18 protein-coding genes are annotated in these 21,854 nt (G+C 49.0%); 16 read left to right on the forward strand and 2 right to left on the reverse strand.

What is annotated here, in order from left to right:
* Positions 1 to 85: 85 nt before the first annotated feature.
* The 7 genes from NK638_RS06410 to NK638_RS06435 all read left to right on the forward strand — a co-directional run bounded on the left by NK638_RS06410 (position 86) and on the right by NK638_RS06435 (position 9,176).
* Positions 86 to 1,627 carry a tetratricopeptide repeat protein gene (locus tag NK638_RS06410; protein ID WP_274632366.1) on the forward strand — a complete coding sequence of 514 codons (1,542 nt, stop codon included), beginning with the start codon at positions 86 to 88 and terminating at the stop codon, positions 1,625 to 1,627.
* A 379-nt stretch (positions 1,628 to 2,006) separates the two neighbouring features.
* The gene (locus NK638_RS06415) at positions 2,007 to 3,596 is read left to right on the forward strand and encodes a 3-deoxy-D-manno-octulosonic acid transferase (RefSeq protein ID WP_274632367.1); all 1,590 of its coding nucleotides are present in this window, start codon (positions 2,007 to 2,009) and stop codon (positions 3,594 to 3,596) included.
* Positions 3,593 to 4,312: a 16S rRNA (uracil(1498)-N(3))-methyltransferase gene (locus NK638_RS06420; RefSeq protein WP_274632368.1), complete on the forward strand. Its 720-nt coding sequence runs from the start codon at positions 3,593 to 3,595 to the stop codon at positions 4,310 to 4,312. The genes NK638_RS06415 and NK638_RS06420 overlap by 4 nt, the downstream gene beginning before the upstream one ends.
* 331 nt (positions 4,313 to 4,643) lie before the next feature.
* The gene (locus tag NK638_RS06425) at positions 4,644 to 5,765 is read left to right on the forward strand and encodes an extracellular solute-binding protein (RefSeq protein WP_192993713.1); all 1,122 of its coding nucleotides are present in this window, start codon (positions 4,644 to 4,646) and stop codon (positions 5,763 to 5,765) included.
* An 89-nt stretch (positions 5,766 to 5,854) separates the two neighbouring features.
* On the forward strand, positions 5,855 to 6,523 hold the full coding sequence (locus NK638_RS12515; protein WP_446739813.1) for an ABC transporter permease: 669 nt from the start codon (positions 5,855 to 5,857) through the stop codon (positions 6,521 to 6,523).
* The gene (locus NK638_RS12520; protein WP_446739814.1) at positions 6,511 to 7,593 is read left to right on the forward strand and encodes an ABC transporter permease; all 1,083 of its coding nucleotides are present in this window, start codon (positions 6,511 to 6,513) and stop codon (positions 7,591 to 7,593) included. Before NK638_RS12515 ends, NK638_RS12520 begins: the two co-directional genes overlap by 13 nt.
* 170 nt (positions 7,594 to 7,763) lie before the next feature.
* A complete protein-coding gene (locus NK638_RS06435) occupies positions 7,764 to 9,176 on the forward strand; it encodes an ABC transporter ATP-binding protein (RefSeq protein WP_274632369.1) in 1,413 nt (470 codons plus the stop codon).
* Between the two features lie 17 nt (positions 9,177 to 9,193).
* Here NK638_RS06435 and NK638_RS06440 read toward each other — a convergent pair whose 3' ends face one another.
* Positions 9,194 to 10,132, reverse strand: a complete 939-nt coding sequence (locus tag NK638_RS06440; RefSeq protein ID WP_274632370.1) for a methyltransferase domain-containing protein — start codon at positions 10,130 to 10,132, stop codon at positions 9,194 to 9,196.
* A gap of 256 nt (positions 10,133 to 10,388) precedes the next feature.
* Between NK638_RS06440 and NK638_RS06445 the strand changes: the two genes are divergently transcribed.
* The 9 genes from NK638_RS06445 to NK638_RS06485 all read left to right on the forward strand — a co-directional run bounded on the left by NK638_RS06445 (position 10,389) and on the right by NK638_RS06485 (position 20,761).
* Positions 10,389 to 12,050, forward strand: a complete 1,662-nt coding sequence (locus tag NK638_RS06445) for an alpha/beta hydrolase family protein (protein ID WP_274632371.1) — start codon at positions 10,389 to 10,391, stop codon at positions 12,048 to 12,050.
* A 156-nt stretch (positions 12,051 to 12,206) separates the two neighbouring features.
* The gene (locus NK638_RS06450; protein WP_201585268.1) at positions 12,207 to 12,386 is read left to right on the forward strand and encodes a hypothetical protein; all 180 of its coding nucleotides are present in this window, start codon (positions 12,207 to 12,209) and stop codon (positions 12,384 to 12,386) included.
* 302 nt (positions 12,387 to 12,688) lie between these two features.
* Positions 12,689 to 15,481: a DNA gyrase subunit A gene (gene gyrA, locus NK638_RS06455; protein WP_274632372.1), complete on the forward strand. Its 2,793-nt coding sequence runs from the start codon at positions 12,689 to 12,691 to the stop codon at positions 15,479 to 15,481.
* Positions 15,482 to 15,692: 211 nt separating this feature from the next.
* Positions 15,693 to 16,313, forward strand: coding sequence for an EamA family transporter RarD (gene rarD, locus NK638_RS06460; RefSeq protein ID WP_274632373.1), 621 nt, complete (start codon positions 15,693 to 15,695; stop codon positions 16,311 to 16,313).
* Positions 16,306 to 16,827 carry a hypothetical protein gene (locus tag NK638_RS06465; RefSeq protein ID WP_274632374.1) on the forward strand — a complete coding sequence of 174 codons (522 nt, stop codon included), beginning with the start codon at positions 16,306 to 16,308 and terminating at the stop codon, positions 16,825 to 16,827. Before rarD (NK638_RS06460) ends, NK638_RS06465 begins: the two co-directional genes overlap by 8 nt.
* Before the next feature lie 477 nt (positions 16,828 to 17,304).
* Positions 17,305 to 18,375 carry an EamA family transporter RarD gene (rarD, locus tag NK638_RS06470; RefSeq protein ID WP_274632375.1) on the forward strand — a complete coding sequence of 357 codons (1,071 nt, stop codon included), beginning with the start codon at positions 17,305 to 17,307 and terminating at the stop codon, positions 18,373 to 18,375.
* A 204-nt stretch (positions 18,376 to 18,579) separates the two neighbouring features.
* On the forward strand, positions 18,580 to 19,248 hold the full coding sequence (locus NK638_RS06475; protein ID WP_274632376.1) for a glutathione S-transferase: 669 nt from the start codon (positions 18,580 to 18,582) through the stop codon (positions 19,246 to 19,248).
* Positions 19,249 to 19,353: 105 nt separating this feature from the next.
* Complete coding sequence (locus NK638_RS06480) at positions 19,354 to 19,614, forward strand: hypothetical protein (RefSeq protein WP_274632377.1); 261 nt, start codon at positions 19,354 to 19,356, stop codon at positions 19,612 to 19,614.
* Positions 19,615 to 19,642: 28 nt separating this feature from the next.
* Positions 19,643 to 20,761, forward strand: coding sequence for a ribonuclease Z (locus NK638_RS06485; RefSeq protein ID WP_274632378.1), 1,119 nt, complete (start codon positions 19,643 to 19,645; stop codon positions 20,759 to 20,761).
* 14 nt (positions 20,762 to 20,775) lie between these two features.
* Here the strand turns inward: NK638_RS06485 and NK638_RS06490 are convergent, their stop codons facing one another.
* On the reverse strand, positions 20,776 to 21,741 hold the full coding sequence (locus NK638_RS06490) for an ATP-binding protein (protein WP_274632379.1): 966 nt from the start codon (positions 21,739 to 21,741) through the stop codon (positions 20,776 to 20,778).
* Positions 21,742 to 21,854: the final 113 nt, after the last annotated feature.

The raw sequence follows: 21,854 nt of genomic DNA on the forward strand, positions 1-21,854 counted from the left end.
TAAAAAATAGTCGCTGTCAGTGCCATGGTCGAATGTTCAACACGCCCTAAATTTTTGAATATTTAAATAAAGGACACGCTGGTTTATGGCTGCATCGCCCGTAACGCCCCTTGATTATATGGCAGCTGGTTATTGGCAGGATTTTTTGGCCAATCATCCTATCGCAGGCGGTATGGCTTATGAAAGCCAGCTGCGCGCTTGTATGCTGGATGAGTCGCTGGCAAGCTTGCAGCGCGTCGATACCTTGCTGTCTCAGATACGCCGCGATCTGATCAAAACAGAGCGCTGGTCTGAAGAGATGCTGCTGGTTGATGAGCACTATCGCAATTTGATGGTTTTTTTGGCGTTTTATGCAGGTCGCGTGCTGGCGCAGCATTGGCAGCAGACGCCGCACTGGTACGGGCAGTTTGAATTAGGCAAGCGTTATCCTGAGCTTGCGCTCATTCGTGAGGATTTTTATCAGCATATGGCGGTCGTCTATCGTGAGGATAATGAGGTGACTGAAGCGGATAAGCCGCCGTTGTTTTTTGCGTTAGAGCCTATCGGGCTGCGGCTGTTTGGCCATATCGATCGCCCCTTTGTTGCTGTGCAAGGCGATCAGGTGTCAAGCGGACTGTATCAAGCGGTGAGCGCCAGATTGCCTGCGGCACACAAGCTCAGCATTCATGGCACTGATGCACTCGATACCGCACCATCTTTTATCAAAGACAGCATCACTACAAATAAGGATGCTGACAGCCGCAATAGCGCTGCTGGTATCGATAGCATAGACCGCCAAGTCAGTATCGATGATGACACAAAAGCAGGCGCGCGCGTCAGTACCGTGCCCACGGCAGATAGCCAAATTGCCTTCAGTGAGGTATCGCGCAATAAAGCACAAACGCCAATTAGTAACTTATCCCATGACGCATCACTGATAACTGAACCTGCCTCGCCGCGCACTCAGCAACCAGCACCTCAGCCTTCAAAACATCAATCACCCCAAGCACCCCCAGAACCATTGGCACCGAGCGCCAAACTAGCGCCTACGCCCGAGCTGTTTACTCAGCTAATGACTGAGCTAAAGGAAATTGAGGTCATGCAGAGCGCTGGCGAGTCAGACTATCAGCAAGCCAGTCGCATTCTAGAGCAGTTCGAGCAGTATATCGCCAAGCAAAACACACCGCGCGCGCAGGTGAAATTTGCCCCAAAGCATTTGGCTGTAAAAAAACAAGCACTACTCAAATTACAAAACGCAGCAGAGGCGGGTAATACTGCTGCCATGCTACGCTTGGCAATGTATGAGCTGCTCGGCGAAGGCGTCACAGCCGAGACAGAGGCGGCGCTGGCAGCGGGCGCTGAATGGGTCAAACAAGCGGCGAGCAAAAACGACAGCCGTGGTCAGCGTTTGCTAAGTAAGATGTACTACCAAGGACTGGGGGTGGCGCAAGATATCGACAATGGTAAATATTGGCTCGAGCAAGCGGCAAAAAATGGTCATGCAGAAGCGGCAAGTGTGCTCGAGCAGTGGCAGCAAGCGCAAGCGCTGATCACCACCCAAAAACAAGAGCAGCATAGTAGCAAGCGCTATCAGTTGCTGCTTGCCGCTGTCGTTATGGTGGCGATACTGATATTTATCATTGTTTAACATATAGTCGTTTCAATCTAAAAAGAACACAGTACTGCTGGGATGAATTTTTTGAAGCCTCTGGAGTGCAAAGCGCACAGCAAGCGAGAAAAATTTATACCAGCAGAACGCAATTCTTAACGTATCCCTTTATTTTGAACTGCTTATACTTATGGCGGGCAGTGATTAAAGGCGTGTCGTTCAGTGTCAAATTGAGGTAGAATTGGCGCGTTTTTTATTGCCGTTTTGTCATCATTGATTCAATCAAAAAACTCATAGCAGCCAAGTACAGACATATACGAGTGTATCGGTATGTGTAATACTTCAAGCGCGTTTAACGGTCATTCTTTTATAGTGGATTGACCATATAATCTGATTCATTACCAATCTGGGCGACGCTATGTCATCTTCTCCTACGCCATCTGAGCACGTTTCGCAGAGATCTGATTCAGTATCAAGGCTTAATCATGCGGTGTATCAGCCGCCGTTTTATTATCAATGCGCCATCAATGTCCTAAAGCCATTGTATCGACTGCAAGTATGGCGACGCTCGCACCAGCGCGACAACTATCAGCAAGAAGTGGCGCAGCGCTTTGGTAAGCATTATCCCTCGCCTCCTATAGCTGTGAGCGATAATATGACGCATCATGGCGTCATCTGGTGTCATGCGGTTTCATTGGGTGAGACCAATACGGTCGCGCCGCTACTGGAGGCGTTATTGGCAGCGGGTTATCAAATATGGTTGACCAATACCACTCAGACGGGTTTTGCCCGTGGTGCCAGCCGTTTTGCAGATGAGATTGCCCAAGGCCAGATGAGCCATAGTTATGTGCCGGTCGATAGCCCTGTCGTGATTGAGACGTTTTTGGCACACGTACAGCCTATAGCGGCATTGTTTGTTGAGACAGAGCTGTGGGCAAATATCTTATCTAAATTGGCCGAACAGCGTATTCCCAGTATTTTGGTCAATGGCCGGCTCTCAGCGTCTTCTTTTGCCAGTTATCAAAAAATTGCTGCTGTCAGTCGTAGTATGATGAAAAACCTTACCTTAATCATCGCGCAAGACAATGAATCTGCTAAGCGCTTTCGGCAGCTCGGTGCCAGCAGTGCCCAAATCCGTGTGGCAGGCTCGCTAAAATGGGTCATCAATGCGCCAAAGCAGGACAGCAGCGCCAGTGAGCCGCGCATAGATGAGCAAAGCAATTCGCTGCACGGTAGCATCAGCGATCAGATGAGTCTGGCCGAGCGATTTGGAGTCACCGGTCGTCCAATTTGGGTGGCGGCCAGCACTCACAGCGGCGAAGAAGAGATCGCCCTGTCACTACAGCAGCAATTGCTGTCACAGGCGGCACTGACCGATACGCTGCTTGTACTCGTGCCCAGACATCCTGAGCGCTTTGATGAGGTGGCCGAGCTCGTCAAAAAGTCGGCATTGACGATGGCGCGGCGCAGTCGTGATGAGGCGATTGAGGCAGCCACGCAAGTGTATGTGGCAGATAGTATGGGCGAGCTGATGATATGGTATCAGCTTGCTAATGTGGCATTGGTCGGTGGCTCGCTTGTCGATATCGGCGGACACAATCCTGTGGAGCCGGCAAGTGTGGCCACGCCTGTCATCATGGGGCGCTATACGCAGTCGTGCCAAAGCGTGGTCGACAAGCTCGCTGAGGTTGGGGCGCTGTATCAGCCATACAATGCTTTTTATCGTCCTGTGACGACCTCTCACGCGCATACTTCTCCTGACACGGCGGCACCAGCTAGTCTCACAGACGAGGCATGCGCGTCTGCCGCCCATACTGCTGGCGACATCCGTGCGGAAACCGCGTTGATTTACCAGCAGTTAGCCGCTTGGCTTTGTGATCTGGCACTGGCCAAACGGGCAGGGCTTGCAGGCGAGCGGCTGACCAGACAACAACAATCCGTACTGACCCGTCAAGTGACCATGATAGAAGAAGTGATTGCCCAGCAGTCGCATCAAGAGCCTTTATGAACTGTATCTTATTGCCCAGCGACAACTTTTCGGCAGACACTGCTTATATTGATGACGCGGCGCAAATCACGCACGTCACTCAAGTATTAGCCGCCACTGCCGGAGATAAGCTAAAAATAGGTCAGCTCGGTGGCCAGCTTGGTACGGGGCAGATAGCAAGCATGCACTCTGATAAAATCGAGCTATGCGATGTACAGCTGAGCTGCGCACCGCCCAAAAAGCTTGATTTAACGGTGGTGTTGGCGCTGCCACGGCCCAAGGTCTTACGCCGCCTAATCATGGATATGACGGCGCTAGGTGTGCGACATATCGTCCTGATTAATAGCTACCGCACCCAAAAAAGCTACTGGCAAAGCCCGATGCTTGATCGTTTGGATGAGTTTGTCTTAGAAGGGCTACAACAAGGCGTCGATACCATCGTGCCGCGCATCACGTTGGCCAAGCGTTTTAAGCCGTTTGTCGAAGATGAGCTGGGGGACTTGATCACTTGCCGTGCCATCGTGGCGCACCCGTACAGCGCGCAATCATTTGCCCAATACGTCCAGCCGTCATCATTGCCGCTACCGAGCTTGGTCTGTATCGGTAGCGAGGGCGGCTGGATAGATTATGAGATTGACTTACTTGCCAAGCAAGGCTGTACGGCGGTCACCATTGGTCCACGTATCTTACGTACTGAGGCGGCGGTCAATGTCATTTTGGGTCAGTGGTTGCTCTAACTGCTATGTTTGTGTTGGGAAGACACGGCCTAAAAATACGGCAAAAATGAGCGGAGATGGGGGCTAAGTCTCGCTCAAACAAATGTATTGATAATTAATCTCATTTCTATTAGTATGTTGTTTCTATATATTTAGGGGTTATCAATCGCCAGTAACGGAACTTGCTAGTAGCTGGCATGACTATTCTGACATGCCTGACATGATTATTAACGTCTTGTATCAGAGCTCTGCACTGCAGCAAGTGTTGTTATTGATAATATAACCATTTTATATCGTCGCCATCTTATCTATTCTATCTCACCTTTTTTATAGCACTATTATGGGGAAAGCCATGTCATTGAACACCATCAGCGCTACGCGTTCTGCTTCTAAGCTTACTTTACCTGTTGTCGTCTGTGGCATGATGCTCGGACTAGCGGGTTGTAGTAATTCCTCAACGACAGAAGAGAGCGCCGAGACTACGGCCAGCGAGAGCACTGCGCCGCAAGCGACCACCGATGATGCCACAAGTGCAGATGGGCAAACCATTACTATTTATTCTTCTCGTAATGAGCAGCTGATCAAGCCGCTGCTTGATCGTTATACCGAAGAGACAGGCGTAAAAATTGAGCTGGTAACGGACAAGACAGGCCCGCTAATGGCGCGCTTGCAAGCAGAAGGTCAAAACACGCCAGCTGACATGCTATTGACCGTCGATGCGGGCAACTTATGGCAAGCCGCGCAGCAAGGCCTGCTCCAGCCTGTGGCTTCGACGGTACTCGAAAACAATGTCCCTGCCAAATATCGTGACCCAAAAGGCCAGTGGACAGGACTGTCACTACGTGCTCGTACGATCTTTTATGATCCAAGCAAGGTCAGCGCCGATCAGCTGTCAACTTATGCAGATTTGGCTGATCCAAAATGGAAAGGCAAGCTATGCTTACGTACCTCAAAGAAAGTCTATAACCAATCATTGGTTGCTAGCATGATTGAGCACTTGGGCGCAGAAAAAACCGAAGAAATCATCCGCGGCTGGGTAGATAACTTAGCCACAGATGTGTTCAGTGATGACACCAGCATGCTAGAGGCGATCGCGGCGGGTCAGTGTGAGGTCGGTATCGCCAACAGCTACTATTACGGCCGTATATTGGATGAAAAACCAAACTTCCCAGTAAAAATATTTTGGGCCAATCAAGGCACCACTGGTACGCATGTAAACGTCTCAGGTGCCGGTGTGGTCACAGGCTCAGACAATCCAGATGGTACGCTAAAGCTGATCGAATGGTTGTCCTCTGATGAAGCCCAAGGAATCTATGCCAGCTCGGACAAGGAGTTTCCGGTCAAAGAAGGCGTGGATGAGTCTGAGATGCTAAGATCATGGGGTAGCTTCAAAAAAGACGACATCAATGTACAAAAATTTGGTGAGCTGCAAACCCAAGCCATTCAGATGATGGATAAAGCGGGTTATAAATAGATCTCGATGACTGATGCCAATCTCAAATTTCTTTGGGATTGGTATTTGTTGTTTTGTGGACTCTATAAGTATGACACGGTAATAATGATATGATCACAACGCCAGATGCGTCTGTAAGTCAAAGCGATATCGTCGATGGTGATATGAGTGACGGGCATTCAGCAGTCAATCAAGACCACACTTTGCGTAAGCGCATTCTTTCAAAATCAGTCTTAGGACTGATTTCGTTGTTTATGCTGGTGCCAATTTTGATCGTGCTGTTGTCTTGGACGCAGCCTGTCGCTGATATTTGGACACACATGCGTGAGTATGTGCTGCCACAAGTGCTCAAAAACACCGCTATTTTATTGATGATGGTCACCGTTATTTCTGGGACAGTCGGTACTGCCTTGGCGTGGGTGACCAGTATGTACCGCTTTCCTGGCCAGCGGTTTTTTTCGTGGGCGTTGATGTTGCCGTTGGCGATACCTGCCTATGTTTTGGCGTTTGTGACCGTCGGTATTGTGGATTTTAGTGGGCCGTTACAGACCGCCTTACGTGATTTGCGCATAAGTATGGCGATTCCGTCCGTGCGAAATGTCTGGGGCGCAGGGCTGGTGTTGTCGATGGCGTTTTATCCTTATGTATATCTGCTGGCGCGTCAAGCGTTTTTATCTCAAGGTCGGCGGGCTATTGAAGCTGGTCAAATGCTGGGGCTAAGCCGTCGAATTTATCTCAAGGTCGGCGGGCTATTGAAGCTGGTCAAATGCTGGGGCTAAGCCGTCGACGGGTGTTTTTTCGTTTGGCCTTGCCGCAAGCCTTGCCGTGGATTATCGGCGGTTTATTGTTGGCCAGTATGGAGACCTTGGCGGATTTTGGCGCGGTGTCGGTGTTCAATGTCGATACCTTTACCACCGCGATCTACAAGGCGTGGTTTGGGTTTTTTAGCTTGACCACGGCCGCGCAGCTTGCCGCGTTATTGATCGGTGTGGTCTTTGTCGTGGTGTTGTTTGAGCAGTATTGGCAGGCCAAGCGCGGCACTGCTGTCACCCAAGGCAGCAGTCATCGTTTTGAGGCGAGCAAACCTGCTAAGTGGGGTATGGCGCTGCTGTGCACGCTAGTGTTTGCGCTGGCTTTTTTGATACCGTTTTTGCAGCTTATCTACTGGACGGCGGCCAATTTTCGTCAAGACTTCGATGCTCGTTATATCGATTTTGTCACCAATAGCCTGATGATTGCGAGTATGACCACGATGTTTATTGCTTTTTTGGCGATTGTCATCGCGTGGATCAAGCGTCAGTATCCTGACAAAACAACCAAGCTGATGACGACCTTGGCAAACCTAGGCTATGTGGTACCAGGGACGGTGCTGGCGGTGGGGATATTTATTCCCATTGCATGGCTTGACAATCAGATGATTGCCTTTGGTATCACCTCGCAGCAGATATTATCAGGCAGTGTCATTGTGATGCTGCTGGCTCTATCGACGCGCTTTATGACGGTGAGTTTTCAGCCTGTCGATCGCCAGTTGCAGCGCCTGACGGTCAATCAAGAAGCGGCGGCCAAACTGCTCAGTGACAGTGCTTATCAGCGCTGGCGACAGGTCATGCTGCCGGTATTAAGCCCCGGGGTTTTGACAGCGTTGCTCATGGGTTTTGTTGAGGTGATGAAAGAGATGCCCATTACTTTGATGACGCGGCGGCAAGGCTGGGATACGCTGGCGGTGCGGGTGTTTGAGATGACAAGCGAGGGCATGTGGGGGCGAGCTGCGCTGCCAAGCCTCTTAATCGTGCTGGTTGGGCTGCTACCAGTATGGATATTGCTACGCCAAAGTGACAAACAAGGCTAACAGCAGTTTTAGACAGTATGACTTATGCACTTTATCAGCATGCGGTCTATGACTTGTGTGGCCTGAGTCCTTTAAACCTGCTACAGTACGATTTTAGTCGCTTTTAGCACCCATCTGTGTGCGCGCAGCATGCCCAAGGTTTTATTTTTTATCGCTAACTGGTACCTTTTATGTACACTGATTCAACCCATGATCCATCAGAATCTAAATCTATCCATACCAGCAGTCTAAAGGCCAAGTCTATACAAGCCAAGACGCGTCTTGAGCACCGAAAAAACGCCTCAGTTATCAAAGCCCATAATCTGGCGCATGCGGCTGTCGAGCGAGATGCATCAAAACCCGATGAGGCACCGCAAAAGATAGACGCCCGCCAAGACCATAAAGTTAAAAACACAGATTCCGAAGAAAAACAAGCAGATAGCGCAGCGTCGCCGTATTTTAGTGTCCAAGATCTCATCGTAGGTTATGACGATACGATCGTCGTCGATGGTCTGTCGTTGACGTTACAGCAGGGCGAGATTGGGTGTTTTTTGGGGTATAGTGGCTGTGGCAAAACCACGGCCTTACGTGCCATTGCAGGACTAGAGCAAAGCCGCGGTGGTAGTATTTATCTGAGCAATCAACGCCTGACAGATAAGCGCGCGCGCAAGTCGTTTGCCGTTGCGCCAGCCAAGCGCGGCATGGGTATGGTGTTTCAGGACTATGCGTTGTTTGGTCACCTAAGTGTGGCAAAAAACATCGCGTTTGGCCTGAACAAATGGTCTACCGCCGACAAAAAAGCCCGCGTGGCTGAGATGCTAAATTTGGTTGACTTGACTGAGCACGCGGACAAACGCCCAAATGAGCTATCAGGCGGTCAGCAGCAGCGTGTGGCGCTTGCAAGAGCGCTGGCACCAAAACCTAAGCTGTTGCTGCTTGATGAGCCGTTCTCTAATCTAGACGTGGTACTGCGTGAGTCGCTGGCGATGAGTGTACGTGATATTCTCAAACGCACCAACACTACTGCGATACTGGTCACGCATGATCAAAACGAAGCGTTTGCTATTGCTGATAAAGTTGGGGTGATGCATCAAGGTAAGCTGGTACAGTGGGCGACGCCAAGTGAGCTATATCATGAGCCAGTCAGTCCGTTTGTCGCTGAGTTTGTCGGTGAAGGCGCGATGATAGATGGCATCATCAAAGAAGGGCGCGTCGAGACAGCGCTAGGTGATATCTATCGCCGTATGGAAGTCTACGACGAAGCTGGCTATCCGCAGTACTGTGAGTATGATTATCCAAATGGCACACCGATCAAGGTGCTCGTGCGCCCTGATGACATCATTCATGACGATGACAGTACGCAGACAGCATTGGTGGTTGGCCGCGTGTTTCGCGGTGCAAACTATCTATACCGTTTGCAGTTGGATGATGGTCAGACGGTATTGTCTTTGGTCGCCAGCCACCACAATCATGAGATAGGCTCACACATCGGTATTTTGCCTATACTCGAGCATGTGGTTGTCTTCGATGAAAAGGACGTCAATGCCACCACATGGTCAGAGTACGATGGCGTAGAGCGGTTTGCAGATATTCGGCAAGACTGAGCAAGCGAGCAGGTAGGTTAGGCTTGCCGTATTGCCAGTATATGCAGGTAGCGTCCCAGCCATTTGTAGGGCTCGTGCTGTGAATAGCGTAGCTCCATACGTATCACCGCCTCGGGGTCAGTGTGTCCGCCACGTTTGAGCGGGGCATAGTCATGAAACACGCGTAGACCACTGCTGCGTATGACGTGATAACGATGCGCGGCGAGCCAAGTCTCGACCTCTTCTTTTGCGACTGGATGATTGGGCGTTAGGCTCTTGACGTTATCTGCTTTATAGTCGCTATTGTCGAGTAAATTAAAATTCCCCATGATTAAATTACGATAATCAAAGCTCGCTGGGTTATAAAAACACAGTGACAGCGCGCCTTTGGGCATCAAATACTGATCAAAAAAGTCCATCACACCGGCAGGCTCTGCTAGCCATTCAAGCAGCGCATGACATAGTATTAAATCAAACTTTTCTGCATCTAACTTTTCTGTGCTTAGCTTTGCTGGCAGCTCCTGATAAGGGCAGACATGCCAAGTGATATCAAGAGGCGTGTCTGTCTGCGCTGCATGAGCCTGTGCTTTGGCAAGCATGTTGGCGGAGATGTCATTGATTACCACAGTATGCCCTTGGGCGGCCAGCTCGATGGCGATTTGTGCCAGACCTGCGCCTACATCCAGTACACGTAGTGGCCGGCCAAGGCGCTGGCGCATCTGGGCGCTGTACTCAAAAATATCACGGCGTAGTACCGCCAGCCTAATCTCACCCTTTAATCCGCCGTAGACTTTTTTTTCAAAATGATCGGCGATGGCATCAAAGCTGCGATCTGTGCGCTCGCTGCGGCTTTGAGCGGCTGTTGCTGGTTGGGCGGAGGCTTTAGTGGTGAACTTAGTGGTGGTCTTGGTTTTTACTTTGGAAGATGCGTGCATGTCGCTGAGACTGAGGTCGTTGTCGTTTGCCATATTTGTCATATTATTATCGGTAAAAGGTGATTGTGGGCGTTGAGTGTGCTTAAGCGATTGGTATCATCGGCTGCGGGATGAGAGGCTAAGCAGGCTTGTCGATACTCAACGCGGGTATGGCTGGTGCTTGTGATGCGCTATTGTGTCTGTTTTCTGGTAGCTTTTCGGTAGTGTTTGCGGTATAAAGGTATCATTGCTTGCCAAGGACGCACGGCGCTTTTTTTTCACAATTTTTTACCGCTTTTGACTGCTAAGGATAGCTATTATGATCACTTCCCACTCACGGCGCGGCCGCGCAGCGACTCACAAACCGATAGCGATGCGCAGTGTCTTATCAGCTGCCATCGTCAGTAGTATTTGGCTGGTCGGCTGCGGCGATGACAATGACTTTGACAATGATGTTGATATCGTCTCATCAGCCACTGCTGAATTTGTCAACTCCTTTAGTGCCTCTCAAGTAGACAGCAGCTTTGGGCTGAGTAATACCGCAACGCCCGCAGCCAAATGCGGCGTCACGATAGAAAAAGTCAGCTATGATACCAAGGGTGCTGCAGACGAAGATACCAATGCTACCGCAGCTTTGATGCTGCCAACGGGCGATGCTCCTGAATGCCAAGGCGCGCGCCCGCTGCTATTATATGCCCATGGTACGACCACCGACAAGTCTTATGACTTTGCGCAAGTGGGTAATATTCAAAATCCTGCGGTAAGCGAAGCCAACTTAATCGCTGCTAATTTTGCCGCACAAGGCTATATCGTTGTCGCACCCAATTATGCAGGCTATGATGACTCCACGCTGGATTATCATCCTTATCTTGTGGCTCAGCAGCAGTCGACAGACATGGTCGACGCCCTAGACAGCGCGCGCGATATCATGGCACGGCAAAAGCGTGCCAATGCGGTCAATTACCGTGATATTGCGGATTCCGGCAAGCTATTTATCGCTGGCTACTCGCAAGGCGGCTATGTCACGATGGCAACGGCCAGATTGCTACAATCCCAAGAAAAACCAGTGACAGCCATCGCGCCATCTTCGGGGCCTTATGCGCTAGCAGCGTTTGGTGATGAGATATTTAGAGGTAACGTCAATATCGGTGCCTCAAGGTTTGCGCCATTACTTGGCAGTGGCCTACAAGAAAAATATGGCAATATTTATAATAAAAAATCAGACATATTCCTAGATAAATATGCGGATGCACAGCTGCCAAATGCGTTGTCGTTTGGTCAGCTAGTGGAGATGGGCAAGTTGCCTAATAATGCGCTGTTTCAAAAAAATCCTAGTGACCCTAGGCTGGCAGGGCTAGAGCAAGGCAAACTGTTTTCTATCTTGGGTGGTTATGATGAAAATGACTATCTGATTAAGACAGATTTTCGTGCCGCCTATGTCGCTGATACCGACAAACATCCTGATGGGCTGTGGGCAGAGAACGGCGATGGTCTGCCAGCGGCCATGCCTGAAAACACTCTACGTAAGGCATTAAAAGACAATGACTTACGTGGTTATGTGCCGACCATGCCGACACTGCTTTGCGGCGGCAACCAAGACCCGACCGTTTATTTTGATACCAATACCGGCTCGATGGTCACGCTACTGCAAGCAGCGGCAAAAAAATCAGCCAAAAACCTCAATGTCACCGTGCTCGATGTCGATATCGACAATGCTGACGAGCGCCCAGATCAGCAGACCTTGAGCTTGATTGGCCAAGCTGCCATGAATACTTGGGATGCAGAGGCGGTCAGAGTCCGCGTACAGACCCGCTTTAGTCAGAGCGTAGAAGAGGTAAAAGCTGACGCTGAGGCGCAAGGCAGTATACCGCTCCTAGCATTTTATACCAATTATCATGGTGGTCTGGTCAGTCCAGCCTGTACTGAGGCCACGCGTGCGTTTTTTGATCAAAACTTTAAGCCGGTAGTCAATCCAACATAACATCGGCAGCCTTTAGGTCATGTACTACGGCTGCTATTTCGCAATAGGTTAACGATACTCAAACGGATAAATCGTCTGACAATCCACCAAACTGTGTCCATAATATTGGACGCAGTTTTTTATGCCGCTTAACGAGACGTCAATAAGAGAAACCCTATGAAATCTATCTTGTTATCACTACTGACTTGCGCCATTATCACTGCGCCCATCAGCCAAGCACAAGCTCGAAACACGCCTTGTTCAGGGAAAATGGGCGGGGTGTCGCACTGCTCAAAAGATGGCAAATTTGTTTGTCATAACGGCAAGATTAGTCAGTCTAAAAAGATCTGCCGCTGACACACAAAAAATAGAGAAAAAAGTCAAAAAAATGACCGCTAATCTCCTGATTCGCTTGGTTTTAATCCCGTGCAAATGCCCCTAATACGGCAAATTTGTGCTAAAATAGCTTCTTTTATAAAACGTTACTTTTAACAAAAACCGTATCACTATTTTCTTGTTGTTTTGTGCGCTGAGTGAGGGTTTTTTTGGGTCTATATTTCAATGATGGCTGCATTTTTTGGCAGCTGTATTTTTGTATGACCCAAAGGCATCTCAAGCAGTGGTGACAGCATCAGAAAAAAGTGAGTGAAGGAGTGTATATGAGCGAATCGGTCAGTCCTATTGGCATCGTCGATGAACTAAAGCAGTCGTATTTGGATTATGCGATGAGCGTGATCGTCTCACGTGCGCTGCCTGATGTGCGTGATGGGTTCAAGCCTGTACACCGCCGTGTGATGTATGCCATGCACGTGCTATCAAACGATTATAACAAACCCTACAAAAAATCAGCACGTGTGGTCGGTGACGTCATCGGTAAATATCACCCACATGGTGATAGTGCGGTTTATGATGCTATCGTGCGTATGGCGCAGGATTTTAGTCTGCGTTATCCGATGGTCGATGGCCAAGGTAACTTTGGCTCCATCGATGATGATCCACCAGCGGCGATGCGTTATACCGAAGTCCGTATGACCAAGCTTACGCACCAGATGCTTGCTGATTTGGATAAAGACACGGTCGATTGGGAAGACAACTACGATGGCTCTGAGCGCATGCCAAGCGTGATGCCAGCGCGTATTCCCAACCTACTGGTCAACGGCGCAACAGGTATCGCCGTTGGTATGGCGACCAATATGGCGCCACATAACCTGACCGAAGTCATCAATGCTTGTCTGGCCTATGCTGAAAATCCACAAGTCTCAGCCGAAGAGCTGATGTCGCATATCTCAGGCCCCGATTTCCCAACGGGCGGTATTATTTATGGCCGCGCGGGTATTTTAGATGCCTATCGTACCGGTAAAGGCCGCTTGCATATTCGTGGGCGCTATCATATCGAGCCGATGAGTGACACAGGTGTCAACCGTGATCGCGAGCGTATTGTCTTTACCGAAGTGCCGTATCAGGCCAACAAAGCCAAGTTGATTGAGCGTATTGCAGAGCTGGTACGAGACAAAAAAATCGAGGGCATCACCGAGATTCGTGATGAGTCGGATAAGGAAGGGATGCGTATCGCTATTGACTTGCGCCGCGGCGAAACGGCTGAAGTCATTGTCAATAATTTGTTTTTGCAAACGCCGCTAGAGTCGAGCTTTAGTATCAATATGGTGGCGCTGGATAATGGTCAGCCAAAGCTGCTAACTTTGCGCCAGCTGATAGCCGCCTTTGTTCGTCACCGTCAAGAAGTGGTGACGCGTCGTACGATTTTTGAGCTAAACAAAGCGCGCGTCCGTGGTCATTTGCTCGAAGGTTTGACCGTTGCGCTCGCCAATATCGACGATATCATCGCCACTATCAAAGCCTCGGCCAACCGCGGCTTGGCACGCGAGAGCTTATTAAATAATACATGGGGCTCCGGTAGTGTCGTGGCGATGCTAACAGCGGCTGGTAGCCAGTCTGTGCGTCCTGAGTTTATCGAAGGCGAGGACCCAAAAGCGCCGTTTGGTTTGATCGAAGGTGAGGAGCGCTATCGCTTATCACTTGAGCAGGTCAATGCGATTTTAGACATGCAGCTGCACCGCTTGACGGGGCTTGAGCAAGACAAATTGACCGAAGAGTATCAAGATTTGCTGCGTGAAATCGCTCATTTGGAGTCGATTCTTGGTGATTTTGATAAGCTGATGAGTATCATCTCTAATGAGCTTATCGAGATTCGTGATAACTTTGGTGATGAGCGCCGTACCGATATTATCGACTCGCGTATGGACTTTAACCGTGAAGATCTCATCCCTGAGCAGACTGTCGTAATGACTGTCTCGCGCACCGGCTACGCCAAGACACAGCCCATTGATGATTATGTGGCGCAAAAACGCGGCGGCAAAGGCAAGTCGGCAACTGCTATGAAAGAAGATGATGTGATAGATCACTTGGTAGTGACCTCGACGCATGCGACCGTGCTGTGCTTTACGGACAGCGGCCGCGTCTTTAGCCTACGTGGGTTTGAAGTGCCGATTGCCAGCCGCGGCTCGCGCGGTCGTCCATTGGTCAACCTCATCAGTTTGGATGCTGACGAAACCGTCACCACCATTTTGCCTATTCCAAAAATCGTCGAAGAGCTGTCTGGCAACACTGTGAGCGATGGCGATGATGATAGCTCAGAGAGTAGCAATGAGGCCGAGCCGCCGTTTGTTTTCTTTGCCACTGCCAATGGTACGGTGAAGCGCGTAGAGCTCAAGCAGTTTGCCAATATCCGCTCCAATGGCTTGATTGCCATTGGTCTAGAAGACGATGACAAACTGGTGAGCGCCCGTATCACCAACGGTAGCCAAGAGGTGATGCTATTTGCATCGAGTGGTAAAGCCATTCGTTTTGATGAAAACGATGCCCGCGCCATGGGCCGTACTGCCAAAGGTGTACGCGGTATGCGTTTGGCTGATGATGAATTTATCAAATCACTAGTCGTTATCGAAGATGATGTACGCGAAATCCTTATCGCTTGTGAAAACGGCTTTGGTAAGCGTACCTTTATCGACGAGTTTAATACGCAAAACCGCGGCGGCGGCGGTGTGATAGCCATCAAAACCAGCGCACGTAATGGCGCACTGGTGCGAGCGACCAAGGTTGACCCTACAGACGATATCATTCTAATCTCGAACAAAGGTACGCTCGTGCGCACGCCTGTTGAGCATGTGGCCAGCTCTGGTCGTAACACCCAAGGCGTCACCTTGATTCGCCTATCAAAAGAAGAAAAGCTGGTGGCGATGGCGCGGGTCGAGCACGAAGAGAGCGATGATGAACTGGTCGATGCCATGCGTGAGGATGGCACCTTTGAGGTAGCAGGCCAAGCGCAAATCGATATCGATGCGGCGACCGACGTTCACGATGTGATCGACATTGCCAACGATCCTGTATTAGATGAAACAAACACTGAGGGTGACAATACCGACGATAAATAACGGTTTCAGTAGTTCGCTTTTGCTCTAGTTTGGCATTCTTGCTCTAGAAAAAGCCTCTGACGTTATCGTTGGAGGCTTTTTTTTGGATGTCATTTATCGCTTATAGGATGTTGTCTTTGATAATCCTTTTTATCTTTTATGACCACTGTTTATGCTGATCTTTGAATGATACTTACTTATACCTAAAAAGTGCTAAATTGAGGCTGTTGTTATGCTGACGACCAATCAAACCTTTCAGGGGACTATCGCGTCGATATCATCGAGTGTTTTATTTTCGATGATGTTTTTATTTGGGTTATTTATGCAGCCTTTGACGGGCACGCAAGTGGCGTCATGGCGTGTGTTGATGATGCTGCTTAGTTTGGTGCTGCTGGTCAGTGTGAGCAAGCAGTGGCAGCATGTTTTTGATTATCTAAAAACGCTCAAAACCGCCAAAGACTGGCTGATATTTATACTGCCAACCCCGATATTGGGTGGGCAGATTTGGCTGTTTATGTGGGCACCTGTGAACGGTTATGGCCTTGATGTCACTTTGGGGTATTTTTTATTGCCGCTGGTGATGATCGTTCTTGGTCGCTTTTTTTATCGTGAGCCGATGAGTCTGCTGCAAGGAGCGGCGGCGCTACTGGCGGCTTTTGGCATTGGTCATGATATCTTGCAATACGGCTCGGTATCGTGGGTGACGCTGTTTGTATGCTTGGGCTATCCGCCGTATTATCTGCTCAGGCGGATGATTGCTGTGCCACCGATTACGGGATTGTTGTCTGATTTGACGCTGCTGACGCCAGTGGTGCTACTGATGCTCTATACCAGTGGCGGCTTTAGTGTCTGATTTGACGCTGCTGACGCCAGTGGTGCTACTGATGCTCTATACCAGTGGCGGCTTTAGTATGGCGGCGCAAAATATGAAGTTTTGGTATCTATTACCACTGCTAGGCGCTTTTAGTGCACTGGCGATGTCGCTGACGATGCTGGCCAGCAGCAAGCTGCCCGTGTCGCTATTTGGCGCGCTTAGCTATATCGAGCCTATGCTATTGTTTGTATTGTCCATCACTGTGCTCAGTCAGAGCTTGGATGAAGGAGGCTCATTGTTTATGTATGGCATGATTACGGCAGCGCTACTGGTGATGATTGTCGATAGTGCGATAGGTTATCTGAGTCGGCGCCGTAGCGATCATTTGCATGGCTACCGCGAGCCACAAGTAGGCGGCTTTCCACCGCGCCGCCGCCTGATAAATCACCGTATTGATGGCGCACTAAAAGCGCATCGGTTTCGTAAAATACGCCGTTATCAGCGAAAAATGGATAAAATCCAGCGTAAAATAGAGCAGTTAGATGCCAAATAAAGCGCCAAACTCGTAACGATATAGTCGCTCCGAAATAAAACTGGCGTGCAAGATACGATGTGTCAGGCGCTACTGGTATAAATTTTCTTTGCTCGCTGTGTGATTTCATCACGTCAGAGGCGGTATAAAATTCATTTCAGTAGTACGGCACCTGTTTTAAAGTAGATCGGCTATATAAAAATTCAAAGACTCGTTAACTGGATGCATTGCTTATCTATTCTGAGTTTGACATAATGCTGGCTATGATATAAGTATGAGTCATTTCAAGCGTTTATCTTGTGATATGTAACGACAGATGATTGTATTAGCCTGCTTTTAAAACCGAAGGGTTTTAGCATGATTGGCGACGTACAACCTGCGTGTACAATGAGATAGACAACAGGTCTTGTAGACAAAAGCCTCCGACGTCCGCGTCTGAGGCTTTTGTTTTTTTCTAAAATTGCCAAGGACGTGCGCTTATTTCAAAAGGCTGTTTTTATGCTCACCACCACCCAAACGTCGCAGGGCACCATCGCTGCCGTAGCAGCAAACTTTTTATACTCATTGTTGTTTTTATTTGGTCTATTGATGCAGCCGCTATCTGGGACGCAAGTCGCCTCGTGGCGTGTGCTGATGATGCTGCTGAGTTTGGTGCTGCTGGTCAGTGTGTTAAAACAGTGGCAGCATATCTTTGATTACCTAAAAACCCTAAAAACACCCAAAGAGTGGTTTTTATTTATCTTGCCGACGCCGATATTGGGCGCCCAGATTTGGATATTTATGTGGGCACCAGTCAATAATCTGGGGCTTGAGGTGACACTGGGGTATTTTTTGTACCCGATGATTATGATTATGGTGGGTCGGTTTTTTTATAATGAAGCGATGACGCCGCTACAGTGGGTCGCCACCATCTGCGCAGGTCTGGGCATCGCGTATGATGTCTGGCAGTACGGCGCGATTTCTTGGGCGACATTGTTTGTCTGTCTGGGTTATCCGCCTTATTATCTGCTGCGTCGCAAGCTGGCAGTACCACCCATCACCGGCCTTATCTCTGATTTGGTGCTGCTGACGCCAGTGGTGATGGTCGCCCTGTATATGAGTGGCGGGTTTGCGCTGGCAATCACTACCGATAAATTTTGGTATCTGTTGCCGCTGCTGGGTATCATCAGCACCGCGGCGATGTCGCTGACCATGGTCGCCAGTCAAAAGTTGCCCGTCTCGTTGTTTGGCACGCTATGCTATCTTGAGCCGATTTTTTTGTTTATATTTTCGATTACGATATTGCACCAAAGCATCAATGAGGGCGGCTCATTATTTATGTACGGCATGATTTTTGTCGCGCTGCTGATTATGATTGCTGATAGTGCGCTTGGCTATAGAGCGCGTCGCCGTGATGATCGCCTGCATGGTTACAACGAGCCACAAATCGGTAGCTTTCCACCGCGTCGCCGCCTGACCAACCGCCGTATCGAAGGGGTGCTTGCGGCTCATCGTTTTCGTAAAATCAAACGCTATCAGCAAAAAATAGACAAAATGACGCGCAAGATAGAGCAGCTGCATTCAAAGTAAGGCGATCATATAGCGGGTGATAGGTTTGACTGGTTAGCCATGGTTTTTTAGCCATAGTTTTTGCCCGTGTGCACCGCAGCGCAGTTTGTGTGTTAATAACAGATGAATTGCGCTATTATCGAGCAGTATGCACGCCAAGCGCATCAGGCGCAGGACACTTTGTCTATATGCTATTGCGCACTCACATGATAACTAGGACGGTTTATGTTACATCTTCATCATTTAGCAAACTCACGCTCGTTTCGTATTATTTGGCTGTTAGAAGAGCTAAACACCGATTATGAATTGACTTGCTACGAGCGTAATAAAGCGTATCGTGCGCCTGATAGCTTAAAAAAAGTGCATCCAATCGGTCATGCACCAATGCTAGAGGTCAACGATCGCGTGCTGATTGAGTCAGGGTTTATCATCGAGTATTTAATCAAGCATTACGATACCGACAAGCAGTTCAAACCTGCTGATGACAACGAAGCGGCGTGGGAGGCTTATACCTTTTGGTTACACTTTGCCGAGGCATCATTGATGCCGCTGCTAGTGATGCGCTTGGTATTTAGCAAAGTCGTTGACCAATCACCAATGCTAATTAAACCTGTTAGTAAAAAAATCCAAAGCCAAGTGGAAAAGAACATGATTAGCCGCAGCCTAGACAGTATGCTGGGCATGATGGAGCAGCACCTACAGGACAATCATTGGTTTGCTGGTAGTGAGTTTAGCGCCGCTGATATTCAGATGCATCTTGCTGTCGTCGGAGCCAATGCAGGCTCTGGTTTGGATAGCAGTAAGTACACCAATATTTTAAACTGGCTAAAACGCTGCGAAGAGCGTGATGCCTTTAAACGTGCCGAAGAAAAAGGCGGGCGTTTAAAATTCTAAACAAAGCGAATGGTATCAATGATTAGGATACGCCCTAATCATTGATTTAAAATCAACATAAAAGGTTTTGTTTATTTATAGACAAAACCTTTTTTAGGATAAGAAATGACAGACTTGAATAAGCCTAACAGGACAGCGACTGACAGTGAGATTGCAGCCAAACAGCATACAGAGGCTACAGAGGTGAATCGCCAGCAAGTATCTATTAAAGTATGGTCACAAAAATTGCTGGTGGTGATTTTGTGTGTTGCCAGCTTTTATGGCGGCTGGAAATCTTATGAGTCCAATATGGTCAATGAATGTACGGCCAATGGCGGTAAAATGATTGAAGGTCAAAGAACCATGCTATGCCAATCGTTACAGTAGATAAGGATTTAGCTAAAAGAGGGCGTTTATGTTAAAGCTCACCTTTTTGGGCACCTCCGCTGGCGTGCCAACCAAGCAGCGTAACGTCACAGCGCTGGCGATAGAGTGCCTCAATCCTTATAGCTCGGCGGCAAGTCGACAGCAAAACAAAAAGTCGCGTCCTTGGGTTTTAATTGATTGCGGTGAGGGTACACAGCATCAGCTGCTTCATACCAAGCTATCTTTGCATCAGCTGCAAGCCATTTGTATCACTCATGTGCATGGCGACCATTGTTATGGTCTGCCGGGGTTGCTTGCGAGTGCGGCCATGTCAGGACGTACTGCAGCGCTGACGCTTATTGCGCCCAAAGCCATTACCAAAATGCTTGAGGCGATGAGGCTGACAACCGAGCTGTATTTGCCATTTGCCATTGATTTTATGGCGATAGAAGATATATTGTCTGAGTCAGATGATGAGCACAAAGGCGATGTAACTATCAATGTAGACCACCAACATCAGCTGGTTATAGACATTCACCCGTTGTCGCACCGCGTCGCTTCTTATGGTTTTGGTATTACTCAGACGATCAGCCGCCGTACCCTGAATACTGATAAATTGACAGCTGATGGTATCCCAGCCAGTGCGCTGTGGGGCAGGCTGCAGCAAGGCGAAGATGTTGTGACAGAAGACGGACGCATGCTGTCGTCTGCTGAGTATGTCGATAATGACAGCCAACGTACTCGGGTAGTGGTTGCAGGCGATAATGATACGCCAGAGTGCCTATATGCGGCGGTCGTTGATGCAGACTTGCTGGTGCATGAAGCCACTTATACCCATGCGGTGTTAAATAAGATACAGGCAAAAAACCCAGACTTTGATCCGATGCACAGTAGCGCGCAGCTGATCGGAAAATTTGCCCAAGAGAGCGGACTGTCAAACTTGATATTGACCCATTTTAGCGCACGTTATCAAAGCTTTGATAATCCGCAGAGTCGTACGCCAAACATGGCGCATATTCGTCTGGATGCCCAAAGTGCTTATGTAGGCAATCTATGGCTGGCCGCAGATTTCGACCAATATATAGTAAATAGCGTAGCGAATTTGGTAGATGAAGAAGCGGGTAGCCGCGTGCAGTACTTAGGTTCTGCACGCGCTCCTAAAAAATGACAGGTAGCCGATGTTTAAGGCTGATTGTCCTCAGCAGCCAATTGTGTTTGTCCTATCCAGTAGCGGCTAAACTGATAGGCCACTCGCCCCGAACGCCCGCCACGCTCTGATGCCCAGCGTAAGGCAGCGGCTCTGATATTGTCAGGTAGCGCTTTATTTTCTTCTTCATTATTATTACTTTCTTTAACGTCATTCGCATTATCTAGATTACGGTTTGGCGAAAGCGATAAATAATGGCGAACGATGTGTAAGTAAGTATTTTGATCCATCGGGTGAAACGATAGCCACAAGCCAAAGCGATCAGACAACGATACCGTCTCGTCGATGGTCTCATAAGGATTAACTTCATCGGTTTGCCCATTATAAATATTGACATTGTCTTTCATCAGCTGCGGTAAAAGGTGCCGACGGTTACTGGTGGCATAGACCAGTAGCTTGTCTTGCTCGGAGTCCAGCGCCCCGTCCAACACACTCTTTAACGTCCGGTAACTCTCATCTTGACCGTTAAATGCCAAATCATCACAGTACACGATATAGCGGCAATCGGTGTCTGCTGGTAGGGCGCGGATGGCGGCGCGTATCTTATCAAGCACCCGCAGGTCATCACGGGCGATTTCGATGATACGTAGCCCTTCGCTATGGTAGGCTTGTAGCAATGCTCGAATCAGCGATGATTTCCCTGCGCCGCGAGTCCCTGTCATCAAGACGTGATTGGCCGGATAGCCCTTTAAAAACTGCCGTGTGTTTTGTACCAGTTTTGCCTTTTGCGTATCGATACCATGCAAATCATCCAGACTTAAAAACAAATTGACTGCCAAAGGCTCCAAGCGCCCGCGGTGACCACCGACCCAGCGATAGGCCAGCTGCTGCGGATCGATATCGATCTTTGGCATGACTTGCTCTTGCAGATACTGCCCCAGTAACTCTAATAGCGGCTCGGGCAGGGCATAATTTATAACGGATGTGGAAGACTGGGACATAATACTGGGTCGCTTATAACAGAAAAAATATTAACGAAAATAGGTACCGTCCTACTGGCATTTATTTTCCTTGCGTGCTGTGCCTACGCCGGCAGATGCTGCGCAAAATGAAT

Origin of the sequence: Psychrobacter sp. A3 (genome assembly GCF_028823565.1) — a bacterium.
Lineage (GTDB): Bacteria > Pseudomonadota > Gammaproteobacteria > Pseudomonadales > Moraxellaceae > Psychrobacter > Psychrobacter celer.

Excerpts from the sequence above, each read along its gene's own strand:
- NK638_RS06410 (WP_274632366.1), top strand. The coding sequence starts at position 86 with ATGGCTGCATCGCCCGTAACGCCCCTTGATTATATGGCAGCTGGTTAT.
- NK638_RS06415 (WP_274632367.1), top strand. The coding sequence starts at position 2,007 with ATGTCATCTTCTCCTACGCCATCTGAGCACGTTTCGCAGAGATCTGAT.
- NK638_RS06420 (WP_274632368.1), top strand. The coding sequence starts at position 3,593 with ATGAACTGTATCTTATTGCCCAGCGACAACTTTTCGGCAGACACTGCT.
- NK638_RS06425 (WP_192993713.1), top strand. The coding sequence starts at position 4,644 with ATGTCATTGAACACCATCAGCGCTACGCGTTCTGCTTCTAAGCTTACT.
- NK638_RS12515 (WP_446739813.1), top strand. The coding sequence starts at position 5,855 with ATGATCACAACGCCAGATGCGTCTGTAAGTCAAAGCGATATCGTCGAT.
- NK638_RS12520 (WP_446739814.1), top strand. The coding sequence starts at position 6,511 with ATGCTGGGGCTAAGCCGTCGACGGGTGTTTTTTCGTTTGGCCTTGCCG.
- NK638_RS06435 (WP_274632369.1), top strand. The coding sequence starts at position 7,764 with ATGTACACTGATTCAACCCATGATCCATCAGAATCTAAATCTATCCAT.
- NK638_RS06440 (WP_274632370.1), bottom strand. The coding sequence starts at position 10,132 with ATGACAAATATGGCAAACGACAACGACCTCAGTCTCAGCGACATGCAC.
- NK638_RS06445 (WP_274632371.1), top strand. The coding sequence starts at position 10,389 with ATGATCACTTCCCACTCACGGCGCGGCCGCGCAGCGACTCACAAACCG.
- NK638_RS06450 (WP_201585268.1), top strand. The coding sequence starts at position 12,207 with ATGAAATCTATCTTGTTATCACTACTGACTTGCGCCATTATCACTGCG.
- gyrA (WP_274632372.1), top strand. The coding sequence starts at position 12,689 with ATGAGCGAATCGGTCAGTCCTATTGGCATCGTCGATGAACTAAAGCAG.
- rarD (WP_274632373.1), top strand. The coding sequence starts at position 15,693 with ATGCTGACGACCAATCAAACCTTTCAGGGGACTATCGCGTCGATATCA.
- rarD (WP_274632375.1), top strand. The coding sequence starts at position 17,305 with ATGCTCACCACCACCCAAACGTCGCAGGGCACCATCGCTGCCGTAGCA.
- NK638_RS06475 (WP_274632376.1), top strand. The coding sequence starts at position 18,580 with ATGTTACATCTTCATCATTTAGCAAACTCACGCTCGTTTCGTATTATT.
- NK638_RS06480 (WP_274632377.1), top strand. The coding sequence starts at position 19,354 with ATGACAGACTTGAATAAGCCTAACAGGACAGCGACTGACAGTGAGATT.
- NK638_RS06485 (WP_274632378.1), top strand. The coding sequence starts at position 19,643 with ATGTTAAAGCTCACCTTTTTGGGCACCTCCGCTGGCGTGCCAACCAAG.
- NK638_RS06490 (WP_274632379.1), bottom strand. The coding sequence starts at position 21,741 with ATGTCCCAGTCTTCCACATCCGTTATAAATTATGCCCTGCCCGAGCCG.